The sequence below is a fragment of the Mycobacterium sp. E3305 genome (genome assembly GCF_001666785.1).
GTDB lineage: Bacteria > Actinomycetota > Actinomycetes > Mycobacteriales > Mycobacteriaceae > Mycobacterium.
This window is the reverse complement of record NZ_LZJA01000210.1, coordinates 1-12,409: the sequence shown is the minus strand read 5'-3', so window position 1 is coordinate 12,409 and position 12,409 is coordinate 1. Positions and strand designations below refer to the sequence as shown.

The 12,409-nt window shown below is 66.0% G+C and carries 10 protein-coding genes; 4 read left to right on the top strand and 6 right to left on the bottom strand.

Annotated elements, in window-relative coordinates:
* The first annotated feature begins 3 nt into the window (after positions 1 to 3).
* The 4 genes from A5701_RS20010 to A5701_RS19995 are packed head-to-tail and all read left to right on the top strand — an operon-like array spanning position 4 to position 4,751.
* On the top strand, positions 4 to 1,671 hold the full coding sequence (locus tag A5701_RS20010) for an acyl-CoA synthetase (protein ID WP_067757757.1): 1,668 nt from the start codon (positions 4 to 6) through the stop codon (positions 1,669 to 1,671).
* Positions 1,652 to 2,482, top strand: a complete 831-nt coding sequence (locus tag A5701_RS20005; protein WP_067757754.1) for an amidohydrolase family protein — start codon at positions 1,652 to 1,654, stop codon at positions 2,480 to 2,482. Before A5701_RS20010 ends, A5701_RS20005 begins: the two co-directional genes overlap by 20 nt.
* Before the next feature lie 2 nt (positions 2,483 to 2,484).
* Positions 2,485 to 3,543, top strand: coding sequence for an acyl-CoA dehydrogenase family protein (locus A5701_RS20000; RefSeq protein ID WP_067757751.1), 1,059 nt, complete (start codon positions 2,485 to 2,487; stop codon positions 3,541 to 3,543).
* A 14-nt stretch (positions 3,544 to 3,557) separates the two neighbouring features.
* Positions 3,558 to 4,751 carry an acyl-CoA dehydrogenase family protein gene (locus tag A5701_RS19995; protein ID WP_067757748.1) on the top strand — a complete coding sequence of 398 codons (1,194 nt, stop codon included), beginning with the start codon at positions 3,558 to 3,560 and terminating at the stop codon, positions 4,749 to 4,751.
* Positions 4,752 to 4,856: 105 nt separating this feature from the next.
* On the opposite strand, the gene A5701_RS19990 is transcribed toward A5701_RS19995, so the two are convergent.
* From A5701_RS19990 to A5701_RS19965, 6 genes are all read right to left on the bottom strand, one after another.
* Positions 4,857 to 6,074: a CaiB/BaiF CoA-transferase family protein gene (locus tag A5701_RS19990; RefSeq protein WP_067757745.1), complete on the bottom strand. Its 1,218-nt coding sequence runs from the start codon at positions 6,072 to 6,074 to the stop codon at positions 4,857 to 4,859.
* 23 nt (positions 6,075 to 6,097) lie between these two features.
* Positions 6,098 to 7,294 (bottom strand): cytochrome P450, encoded by a 1,197-nt coding sequence (locus tag A5701_RS19985; protein WP_231982294.1) that lies wholly within the window; start codon positions 7,292 to 7,294, stop codon positions 6,098 to 6,100.
* Positions 7,295 to 7,435: 141 nt separating this feature from the next.
* Positions 7,436 to 8,329 (bottom strand): 2-hydroxy-3-oxopropionate reductase, encoded by an 894-nt coding sequence (locus A5701_RS19980; RefSeq protein ID WP_067757739.1) that lies wholly within the window; start codon positions 8,327 to 8,329, stop codon positions 7,436 to 7,438.
* A gap of 51 nt (positions 8,330 to 8,380) precedes the next feature.
* A complete protein-coding gene (locus tag A5701_RS19975) occupies positions 8,381 to 9,340 on the bottom strand; it encodes an alpha/beta fold hydrolase (RefSeq protein ID WP_082950240.1) in 960 nt (319 codons plus the stop codon).
* Between the two features lie 99 nt (positions 9,341 to 9,439).
* Positions 9,440 to 10,303 (bottom strand): alpha/beta fold hydrolase, encoded by an 864-nt coding sequence (locus tag A5701_RS19970; protein ID WP_082950241.1) that lies wholly within the window; start codon positions 10,301 to 10,303, stop codon positions 9,440 to 9,442.
* 242 nt (positions 10,304 to 10,545) lie between these two features.
* Positions 10,546 to 11,514 carry a GlxA family transcriptional regulator gene (locus tag A5701_RS19965; protein WP_197498942.1) on the bottom strand — a complete coding sequence of 323 codons (969 nt, stop codon included), beginning with the start codon at positions 11,512 to 11,514 and terminating at the stop codon, positions 10,546 to 10,548.
* Positions 11,515 to 12,409: the final 895 nt, after the last annotated feature.

The following is a 12,409-nucleotide window of genomic DNA, read 5'->3' as shown; positions in this document are numbered from 1 at the left end:
GCTATGAGCGAATGGACCGTGGGCGCCGTTCTGGACGCCATCGCCGACGTCGTGCCCGACCGCCTGATGACCGTATGCGGAGAACGCAAGAGCACGTTCGCCGAATCGGCGCGCCGCACCAATCGATTGGCGAACTACCTCGAGGACAAAGGGTTCGGTGTATACGCCCCGCGTGATGAGCTGCAGCGCTGGGAATGCGGTCAGGACCGGATCGCGCTCATCATGTACAACGACCTTTACCCCGACATGGTGATCGGATGCCTCAAGGCGCGCACCGTCCCGGTCAACGTGAATCACCACTACTCGCCCCGGGAGATTCGCGAGCTGCTCGACTACGTGCGCCCACGGGGCATCATCTACCATCGCTCGCTCGGCGCGCGGTTCGCCGACGTGCTGCCCCCGATCGGCACGGAGTTGCTGATATCCATCGACGATGGCAGCGCCGTTCCCCAACTGCCGAAGGCGATCTCACTCGACGACGTCCTGGCCGCCGCCAGTCCCGACCGCGAAGATGCGGGATCCCCGGATGACCTCATCATGATGTGCACCGGCGGAACGACCGGACGCCCGAAGGGTGTGCTGTGGCGCCAGAGCGACATGTACGTGTCGTCGATGGTGGGCGCCGACCATGCCAGCGTCACCGAGATTTACGACAAGGTCGCCGGGGGCGGGCAGCCGTGGTTCGCCGTTTCTCCGCTGATGCACGCGGCCGGCATGTGGACCGCCTTCGCCGCGCTCTGTGCGGGCTTGCCGGTGGTGCTCTACGACGACCGCAACAAGCTCGACGTGCGGTCGGTGTGGGAAACCGCCGAGCGGGAGAAGGTGGGCATGATGACCATGGTGGGCGATGCGTACGCCGGGCCGCTGATCGAGGAGCTGCGCACGCGTGCCTACGACCTGTCCTCGTTGCAGGCGATCGGCACCGGAGGGGCCGCCACCAACGCGAAACACAAACGCGCGCTGATGGAATGCCTGCCACACATCACGATCATCGAGGGCTACGGGTCTTCGGAGAGCGGGAACATGGCGTTCGGTCACAGCCGCGAAGGGAACGCCAGCGAGACGTTCCAGCCCAGGGAGGGCGCTACCGTCGTGTCGGCCGACCGCAGCCGGTTCCTGCGGCCGGGTGAGCAGGAGGTCGGCTGGGCCGCCAGGACCGGCCGCATCCCGCTCGGTTACTTCGGCGACCCCGAAGCCACGCAGCGGACCTTCCCGGAGATCGATGGCCGGCGGGTGGTGGTACCGGGCGACCGCGCATCTTTGGAAGCCGACGGCACCATCCGCCTGTTCGGTCGCGATTCGCTGGTCGTGAACACCGGGGGTGAAAAGGTTTTCGTCGAAGAGGTCGAGGAGGTGCTGCGCGCGCTTCCCGGCATCCTCGACGCCCTGGTGGTGGGCCGGCCAAGCGAGCGGTGGGGGGAGGAGGTCGTCGCGCTCGTCGCGACCCACCCCGATGCCCACCTGAGCCGGGACGCCCTGCACGGCGCGTGCACGACGCAGCTGGCGCACTTCAAGGCGCCCAAGGCCTTCATCTTCGTCGAACGGATCGAACGCCTCGGCAACGGCAAGCCCAACTATCGATGGGCCAAAGAGCGAGCCAGTCAACGAGATCCGGTGATCGCGCTCGTCCCATCCGATCCCGAAGGAAGTCATGAACACCAAAGCGATTGATTGCCTGGTGAACGTCCACTTCGGGGAAGCCGAATCTCAGCCGACTTGGATGCTCAAGGTCAGGGACGACTACTTCAAGGGTCCCGAGTCGATGTTCGCCCCGGTCGACCTCTCCGAGCTGCTCGCCGAGATGGACGAACAGGGCGTACAGCAGGCGATCCTGATGGACTCGCTCGCCAACCCGTCCACGACCGCGCGCAAGTTCGTCGAGGCCAGGCCCGAGCGCTTCGCGCTGGCCATGGGCGGTGTCAACCTGCTGCGCCCCGTGCGGTCGCTGCGCGAGCTGACCGCGGTCGCGGCGGACCTCCCCGTCGCGTATGCCGTAGTGGGGCCAAGCTTTTGGGGTGACGGCCAGTACCCGCCCAGCGACGCCGTGTACTACCCGCTCTACGCAAAGTGCGCGGAACTGGACCTTCCGCTGTGTGTGAACACCGGAATTCCGGGACCGCCCATACCCGGCGAGGTCCAGCACCCGATGCACCTGGACCGGGTGTGCGTGCGCTTTCCCGAGCTGCGGCTGTGCATGATTCACGGTGCCGACCCGTGGTGGGACGTCGCCATCCGATTGCTGCTCAAGTACGCCAACCTGCGCCTGATGACGTCGGCGTGGTCGCCCAAACGGCTGCCGGAGAGCCTGCTGCACTACATGCGCACTCGTGGCCCCAACAAGGTGATCTACGCGTCCGACTGGCCGGTGTTGCCCATGCGCCGGGTTATCCCCGAAGCCCGCGCGCTGGATCTTCCCGCCGAGGTACTGGACAACTACCTTTACAACAACGCGCGAGACTTCTTCTTCGGGAAGGACGAGTAACGATGGACCGCTTCGAACTACGCAGGCTGGATTACAGCTTGTCCGACGATCACGTCGCCCTGCAGGCGGCGTACAAGCAGTTCTTCAAGACCCACTGTCCGATCGAAACGGTGCGTGCCGCAGAGCAATCCGGTTTCGACAAGAGTCTCTGGGAGAGGTTGTGCGGGATGGGCGCCACCACGATGGCGCTGTCGGAGTCGTGTGGCGGTGACGGCGCCACCCTGGTCGATCTCACCCTGGTGGCCGAGGAGATCGGCCGGTCCCTCGCGCCGGTTCCGTGGATCGACCACGTCTGCACCGCGCGGCTGCTGGGGCGCCTCGGCGCGCTGGGGGAGGGCGCCGCCGGGATAGCCGAGGGCGAACAGCTGGCCGCCCTGGACCCGCGGATCGACGATGGGCGCGGTCCGCGGTTGATCCCCTCGGGGTCGATCGCCGATCACATCGTCGTCCGCGACGGCGACCAAGTCGTGCGCCTGACCTTTGGCACCCGTCCGGCGAAGGTAGACAACATCGGCCGGCTGCCGATGGCCTGGGTGGACCCAGCTGCGGCGGACGCCCGTGAGGTCGTCGCCGAGGGGCCCGAGGCACTAGCCGCTTACCGGCTGGCCCTGGACGAGTGGCGGCTGCTGACCGCGGCGGCGCTCGTCGGGCTGGTGGAGGAGACCATGACCATCGCGGCCGAATTCGCCAAGACCCGGTACACGTTGGGGGTGCCCATCTCCACGCTGCAGGGGATTTCGCACCCGCTCGCGAACATGGCCATCACCGTGCAAGGCGGCCGGAATCTGGCCCGACGCGCCGCCTGGTTCCTGGACAACGAACCCGACGAACGGCCCGAATTGGCGCCTTCCGCATTCGTATTCATGGCAGAGGAGGCCGCCAGGGCGGCGACGATGGCGGTCCACATTCAAGGCGGGCTGGGCGTTTCCGCCGAAGCCGCGGCGACGGCGTATCTGGTGCGGGCCCGGGGCTGGCCGCTGGCCGGCGGCGATCCGGGCGCGACGGCACAACGGGTGGCGCAGATCGTGGCCGCCCGCGAGGGCGCGGCGCAGCCGGCATAGGAAGGAGCGGCACTGTGGATTTCTCGCGCGTCGAACTGTCCGACGAGGACGAGGCGTTCCGCGACGAAGCGCGGAACTTTCTGGGCACGCACATGACCGAAGAGATCAGGCGCCGGGACCGGGAAACGGGCGACAATTTCGACGAGGGCCTGCACCTGAAGTTCGGCGCCGCAGGCTATTTGGCGGCGGAGTGGAAACCGGAATCCGACGGCGGTTTCAGCCGGGTGCGGCGCCGCATCTGGGAGTTGGAGAAGCGGCGCGCACACGTTCCCTGGGTGACCTGGGGGACCACCGCGATGGTGGCTCGTTCGGTGGACAAGTTCGGGTCGGCGCAGCTGCGCGACGAGGTGTTACCGAAGGTCTTCAGCGGCGAGGTGAGGCTGTGCCTCGGCTACACCGAGCCCGAGGGCGGCTCCGACATCGCGACCTGCAAGACCCGCGCGGTCCGCGACGGCGACGGGTGGATCATCAACGGCTCCAAGATGTTCACGACCGGGGCCCATAACTGCCAGTACGTCTTCCTGATCACCAACACCGCCCCGGAGGCGCCGAAGCACAAGAGCCTGACCATGTTCCTGGTGCCGCTGAAGTCGCCGGGCATCGACATCCAGGGCATCCGCACCGTGGACGGCGACCGGACCAACATCGTTTACTACAGCGATGTCCGCGTGGACGACAAGTACCGGCTGGGTGAGGTGAACGGCGGCTGGACGGTGCTGCGAGAACCGCTCAACGTCGAGCACGGCGCAGTCGCCGCCGCCCCCGACGGGCTGCAGGACACGTCAATCATGATGCACCAGGCCGGATTTCTGTCTCAGGCGGTGGACAAGGCGGCGGCGAGCGTCACGCGGCCCGACGACGACGGGCGCCGGCTCGTCGACGACAAGTCGGTCGCGTACCGCCTGGGCCGGTGCGTCGCCCGACTGGAGACGGCGCTAGCCACCCCGAGCATCTTCGGCCGGGTCGCCATCGCGCAAACCATGCGCGACATCTCCCCGGAACTCATGGACCTCCTCGGCGCGTCCTCGGCGCTGCCCTTCGGGACGCAAGGGGCCGCCGACGACGGCAGCGCCGAATACGCCTACCGATTCGCCCCGCTGGTCGGCATCTACGGCGGCACGCTGGAGGTGTTCCGCAACATGATCGCGCAGTACATGCTGGGTCTGGGTAAGCCGGCGTACGGGCCGCCGGCCAAGAAGGTCGGTTGATAGCGCGCCGAACGTGCACTCAGGGCGAGAAATCGGCCAATTCTTCGCCCTGAGTGCACGTTCGGCGAAGTTTCAGGTCGTCACCGCGGCGGTCGCCGGCGTTCTTCATGCGATAGCACCCGAGTCCTTCAGTTCCTCGATGCGGTCCCAATCCATGCCGAGCTCCATCAACACCAGCTCGGTGTGCTCGGACGCCTGTGGCGCGCGCGTGGTCACCAGCGGCTCGTGGTTGAACTGCACCGGACCGCGCACGACGCGGAAAGGCTTTCCGCCGCTGGCGAGCTCGACCTCGCTGACCATGTCGTTGGCCAGGGCCTGCTCGTCTTCGACCAGGTCGAGCAGGCTCTGGAACGGCGCCCACTGGCCCTTCATCGTCTTCAGGTGTTGCCGCCAATAGTCGAAGGGCTTGCCGGCGAAGGCCTTTGCGATCAGCTCGGCCGCCGCGCCGGCATTCTGAATCAGCGGCAGCACATCGGAGAAGCGGGGATCGTCGGCCGCCTCGGGGATGCCGAGATGCTCGAATGTGTCTCGGATCAAGCCGGTCGGACTGATGATGCACAGGTTGATGGTGCCGCCGTCGGAGGTTGCGTAGTTGCCCATGAAGGGGTTCACCGACATCGCGCCCGCGGCGCCCGGCATCGGGGTGCGCATCACCTGTCCGGTCTCCATGCCCTGCGTCACGCTCGCTCCCGCCGCCCACCAGGCGGTGCTCAGCAATGACACGTCGAGCTCGACGGCTTCGCCGGTGCGCTCGCGATGCAGCAGCGCCGCGGAGATGCCACCGGCGATGAACATGCCGCCGATGGAGTCACCGAACGCTGGAATACCCTGCCCCAGTGCGCCGCCCAGCTCCTCGGGGGTTAGTGCGTACCCGATGCCGCTGCGCGTCCAGAACGCCGTCCCGTCGTAACCACCCACGTCACGCTCGGCGCCCTTGTCGCCGTACGCCGAACCTCGCGCGTATATGATGTTCGGGTTCACCGCGCGAATGTGCTCCACGTCGAACTTGTGCTTCTGCCGCTGCGCCGGCATGTAGTTGGTGAGGAACACGTCAGCGGTCTTGGCCAGCTCGTAGATCACCTCCTGGCCGCCCGGCGTCGAGACGTCGATCCCGACACTGCGCTTGCCCCGGTTGGGATGTTCCATCAGCGGATGCCGCTCCGGATCGAGTTGGATGCCACCCATGTTGATGAAGCCGCGTTGGGTGTCGCCGCGCAGCGGGTGTTCGACCTTGATGACGTCCGCGCCCCAGTCCGCGAGGATCGCCCCCGCCGCCGGGACGAACGTGAATTGCGCGAGTTCCAGGACCCGGAAGCCCGACATAACTTTGACCATTTTCTCAGACCCTACTTTGCGTCGAACGTCACGGGAAGCGAAGTCGGCGAACGGAACGGCTGGCCGTGGATGTGGGGGTCGTCCTCGGTCAGCAGGCTGACGTTGGTCACTCGATCCAGCAGGCACTCGACCGCGACGCGGGTTTCCAACCGCGCGAGGTGCAGGCCCAGACAGGTGTGCTCACCGGCGGCGAACGAGATGTGCGGCAGGGGCTTGCGGAAGATGTCGAATTCCTCCGCACGCTCCCAGCGCCGCTCGTCGCGGTTCGCGGACCCGATGCACACGCCGATCACAGACCGCGCCGGGATCTCGACCCCCTCCAGCTCGGTGTCTTCGGTGGTGAAGCGCTGCACGGTGGTGAGCGGTGTCTCGTAACGCAACCCCTCCTCGATCGCCTGCGGCAGCAGCCCGGGGTGGTCCCGCACCGCGGCGAACTGGTCCGGATGGGCGAGCAGCAGGTAGAGCAGGTTGCCCGACGAGCGGTACGTGGTCTCCAACCCGGCCGGCAACAGCAGCCGCAGGAAGGAGTAAATGCTTTCGTCGCTTAGCCTTTCGCCGTCGATCTCCGCCGTCACCAGGTCGCCGATGATGTCCTCGGTGGGTTCGGACTTGCGCCGTTCGATCTGCTCGACGAAGTAGTCCTTGAGCGCCGCCGACGCCTCGAAGGCGCGTTCGTAGTCGACGTGGTAGCTGATCAATTGCACGGCGCGCTTGCGGAAGGTCGGCAGATCGTCGGCGGGCAACCCGAGCAATCGGGCGATGACGCGAGTGGGAAATTCGAAGGTGAAGTTCCGGACCAAGTCGGCTTTGCCGGTGTGGATGAACTCGTCGATCAGCGCGTTGCAGATGGGCCGGACGATGGTGTTCTCCCAGCGGGCCAGCGCCTTGGATTTGAAAGCGGCGGAGACGAGGTTGCGATGGTCGCGATGCTTCTTGCCTTCCATCGCCAGGATGGTCGGCCCCATGAAGAGCCCGATCGTCTTGTCGTATGGCGCGGAGCTGAAAGTCCGGCCGTCGCGGAACACCGTGTTCACCGCATCGAAGGACACCGCGGAGTACTCCCGCTTGGGCATCAGCGACTCGGGCGTCTTGGAATAGTCCATCACCGTCCCGCGGAACACCCCGGACTCGAGACGCTTGCGGGCGAAGAACGGGTAGGGATCGCGCAGGCTGACGGTCTCGTCACTGCTGCGAACGTCGGTCGTCACGTAGCACTCCAGCATCTCCAGCAGAAACGGGGCAGGCCTCGCGTAAGATCGTACTGTAATTCTTACAGTAGACAATATGGGCGGGGCTGCCCGGGTCGGGCGAGTCAGCGGCGACTGCCGAGATGCCCGTGGATTGCGAACTCAGGCGCTATCCCTTACTTCGCGACCGCAGAGCCGTTCAACTCCCCGCAGGAGTGCGGAGTGGTCGAGGCTTCCGTCGCCGTTGGCCCGGGCGGCGGCCATGAGTTGCGCGACGAGGGAACCGACAGGGCTGATGGCGCCGACCTTGCGGGCTGCTTCGGCGAAGATGCCGAGGTCTTTGTGGTGCAGGTCGATGCGGAAGCCGGGCGTGAAAGACCTGCTCAGCATGTTGTGGGCTTTCTGATCAAGTACCGCTGATCCGGCGAGGCCCGCGCTGAGGACACTGATCGCCGCGTGAGTGTCCACACCATGCGCTTCGAGGAAGACGAGCGCCTCGGCAAGGAGTTGTATGTTGCCCGCGACGATGAGCTGGTTGGCGGCCTTCAACGTCTGCCCTGAGCCGCAGGGTCCGACGAGTGCGGCGTGGGCGCTGACCGCTTGCAGCACTGGTTGCGCCGCCGCGAAGTCCTCAGGGCTGCCGCCCACCATGACCGAGAGTTCGGCGTTGATGGCGCCAACCTGGCCGCCCGAAACGGGGGCGTCGATCATCCGGAGACCGCGCTGGCGCGCCCGGCTGGACAGCGTGCGTGTGACCTCGGGCCGGATGCTGGAGAAGTCGATGATCAGCGCACCCGGTTGGGCCGTCTCGAAAACTCCACCGTCGGCGGTTAGCACGGCTTCGGCGTCGGGGGAGTCGGGCAGCATGAGGGCGACGATGTCGGCGTGCTGGACCGCGTCGGCGATGGAGTCGGCGGCAACACCGCCGGCGGCGACGAGGTCGGAAACTCGGTGACGCGATCGGTTGTATCCGGTCACCTGATGACCCGCGCGGACGAGGTTGACCGCCATGGGACTGCCCATGATTCCGAGACCGATGAAGGCGACCGCACTCACTACGACCCTCGCTTTTCTTTGATTCAACCGATTCGGAGCGGCAGAACCGCGTCAGGTGGGAAAGAAGCTCGATAGCGCGGCGGCGGTCTCGTCGGGCAGCGTTTCGGGGATGAAGTGCCCCGATGGCAGCGTCGTCGCGGTGACAGTTGCAGCACATTGGGCTTGCCAGAGGGCGTGAGCGTCGAACAGGCGATGCACTGCTCCGTTCTCGGCGGTCAGAACCTGTGTGTCGCAGGCGATCCGATGTCCGCGATCGCGACTGTGTTGATCGTGTTCGAGGTCGATGCCGGCGCTGGCCCGGTAGTCCTCGGCGGTGCTGTGCAGCGTCTCGGGAGTGCAGAAAGCGCGTTCGTACTCGGCAATCACCTCGCGTTCAAGGTAGTCGTCGTTCCCGCCTGATAGTTGTCGTAGCACGATGGCCAGGTAAGCGGCCGGGTTGCCTCCGATGAGAAGTTCGGGCAGTGGGGCGGCCTGAATGAGCAGGAACCAGTGAAAGTAGGCGGTCGCGAACTCTTGGTTGGTGGCCCTGTACATGTCGAGGGTGGGGGCTATGTCGATCAGAGACAGCTTCCTGACTCGGTGTGGGTGATCCAGCGCCAGGCGGGCCGCAACGCGCGCCCCGCGGTCGTGCCCACAGAGGTAGAACGAGTCTCGTCCGAGCTGATCCACGACCGCGACGAGGTCGTTGGCCATGGTCCGCTTGCTGTAATTGCTGTGATCGGGTAACCCGACCGGTTTGGCGGAGGCCCCGTAGCCGCGGAGGTCGGGTATGACCAGGAAGTAGCGGTCCCGCAGCCGGCCGGCGATGTGGCGCCACATCAAGTGGGTCTCGGGGTAGCCGTGCACGAGCAGTAGTGCGGGTCCGCCAGGGTTGCCGCCCCACCGGGCGTAGATAGCCGTTCCGTCGATATCGAAGGTACCGGCGTCGAATCCGGGGAACCAGCGCGAGTCCGCTTGTGCGACAGTCTGTTTTGGGTTTGGGCGGTCGCCGGGTTGGGCGTTGTCGATCATGTTCAGTGCGGCTCGGCGGGTGCACCCGACGATCTCATGACAATGGCCCTTTCGTGAGTGATGCGAGGTGCGAAACCGGAACTCCGGTGTGGCCGATGGTCACCGGCTGATGTGTTCCAGGAGGTGCTTGGACCACATGTCAGGTGACTCCAGTGGGCTGAAATGGCCGCAGTTGTCAAGGTACTCGAGGGTGAAGTCTTCGTAGAAGTCATCCAGGGTGTCGCTCCATGCCTGTGGGAACAGGGGGTCCTGGTCCGGCCACAAGATGGTGATGGGCTTGGCGAACCTGTCTTCCCGTGCCGGCGTCGTCTCGTTTGCGTAGAAGGTGATCGGATTGCCCTCAGGGTTGCGGAACCACAGGACGCCGGCCAGGAATGCCCCTGGTGCGCAGTGGTTCTCGGTTAGGTGGTCAAGGAGGTCGTCGACAACGGTCGATCCGGGCGCCGACCAGTTCACCAGGTTTTCCTTGAGTGCAGCGCGGACGGCGCCGGGCTTGCCGTCGATGATTTCTTCGACGAGTTCCGACTTGTAGAAGATGGCGTGCACGAACGCGTTCACCGCGTCCTCTTCGAGAATCCGCCGCCCGACGCCCAGGGTGGGCGGTGCGACTACCAGCGATCGCACCAGATCGGGCCGGGTCGATGCGACCGTCTGGGCGGTGAAGCTGCCGATGTCGTATCCGCCCAGCACGGCATTGCTGATACCCAATTCTTCGAGCAGGGCAATGACGCTGCCCACCTGGCGACTGAGTGCGTAGGCCGTTGGATCGCTCAGGTGTTTGTCCGACTTGCCGTAACCGCGCAAGTCGATCACGGTGACATCGGCGTGCTCCACCAGTTGCGGCATGACCCTGGAGTACTCCCGGTGGTCGCCGGGGTTGCCGTGAATCAGGACGACCGGGACACCTTGCCCGGAGCGCTCGTAGTAGAGCTTGAAACCGTCGTGTTCGCTCGAGTAGGGCACGGAACCAATCCTTCCTGTCGGCGCACCAGCGCCTCGCGATCCGCGACGGTGCTGCTCCGAAAAGGGTTTACCCGGAGCCGGTTCGGGGCTCTCCGTAGTGATCGTAAAAGCTGGCCCGAGGTCAGATCGCCAGCTGGCTGGAATCGATCGCCTTCTGACTCATTTTGCCCGCCGGGACGCTCGTCAGCCGCCGGAAGGGACGCGGTCCGCGGTGCCTGCTCGCAGTCGCAGCGAGACGCCACCTAGTTGGTCAGCCCGCATTGTCGGTCAGTACCGGCATGTGTGTCGACGGTCCGGAAAGCTTGCCGGTACGCCTGGGGGCTGACGCCGACGATGCGCCGGAATGCGGGACGGAGCGACACCGCGGTGGCCAGACCTACCTGTCGCGCAATGGCGTCGACGGTCAGCTCGGTGCGCTCCAAAAGATTCTGGGCGCGCAGGATCCGTTGGTGCAGTAGCCATTGCAGCGGCGAGACCCCTGTTTGGACCCGGAAGCGGCGATCGAAGGTCCGCCGACTCAGGCCGGCTCGTGCGGCGAGCGCGTCAATGTCCACATGCTGCAGATGAGCGATGGCGTATTCCATCACCCTTCCCAATTCGACGTCTTCGGACCGGAGGGGGACCGGGCGATCGACAAACTGTGCTTGGCTGCCGCATCGTGCGGGCGACAGGACGAGATGACGGGCTATCGCCGTGGCCGCGGCGGCGCCCCAGTGGCGTCGCACGACATGAAGGCAGGCATCCAGACCAGCTGCCGTCCCGGCGCTGGTGACAATGTCGCCGTCGTCGATGAAGAGGACCGAGGGGTCAACGCGCACCGATGGATACCGCGCTGCCAGCGTGGGTGCATGGAACCAGTGTGCGGCGGCCCGCCGGCCGTCGAGCAGACCGGTGGCTGCGAGGACGAACGCGCCCATACACAGGCTCACGATCAAGGCGCCGTCGGCGTGTGCTGTGCGGACTGCTTCCAGTGACCCTGGGGGTGGGGCGTCATGAGGACTGCGCCAGCCGGGTAAGACCACAATCCCGGCGCGGTCCAGGGCCTCTAGCCCATGCGGTGGATCGAATCCAACACCGTCGCTGGTGCGCATCCGACCGGTTTCGCCGGCAACCGGTAGCACGGTGAATGCGGGAGCCCCGGCAGGATTCATGCCGAACACGCTCATCGGCACCGATGTCTCGAACATCGACGCCCCGTTGAACATCAGCACGGCGATGGTGCGCAGGCTTCGGCCTCCGCCCACGCGGCGAGCACCGGTCGAATTAATGCCGCCCGCATCGCGCGCGATCCCAACGCTGTCCTCACGCCGCGTCGGGAGTTGATGCGTTACCGGTGTGGTGAATAGTGGCCGTGACGTCGGATGCGCGGAGGTCAGCGCAGCCGGATGTCGACTGCGATTGCCCGGCCGCGGCGGGGCGGTGGGCGGGGAACTCCGCTCGATTCGGTCTAGAGTGAATTCCATAGCATGTGTCCGGTCACTTTGGTTGCGCTGCAACGTGTTTGAGTGCGGCCGGTTTGTTGGTCTCGCCGGCAAGTCGTGGGTGGTGATGTATCCCGCGTTCGAGTTGCGTCTCACCGTGGTCCCCGTGGTTCCTCCCCAGGCCCAGCTGTGTCCCTCGTACCTTCACCGATCGCGCTCCCCGCCCACCCGGTCACGTCGTCGCGGCCCTGCAACGCGGAGGCTCTGATGGCTTATGTTTGCGCGCGAAACCGTCTCAGTGTGTGCCGGGGCTGCACGACGTTGTGCCTCCGCTGCAGACGGCCGGGGCGGACCTTGCCGAAGGGTGATGGCGCCGAACCCGGGGCAGCAGTGGTGCGCCGCGCAGAGCGCTCCAACTCACGCCGCCCGGAGGGGCGAGGCGGTTGCCGCGCAGACCGACGTCGCAGCTGGCGTGGTGCAGCTGTGCCCCGCGGGACCCTTACTGCGGTGTGGCAGAAGAAAACTCCGTCTCAGCGCCGGCACGGATTCTCCGACATGTCGAGTTTCAGCCGCGCCTTCCGCGCCGCATACGGACTGTCCCCGCGGGACTGGCGCGGTCACCGCCTGCGTGCCGGCGCTGAGACGGAGTTTTCTTCTGCCACACCGCAGTAAGGGTCCCGCGGGG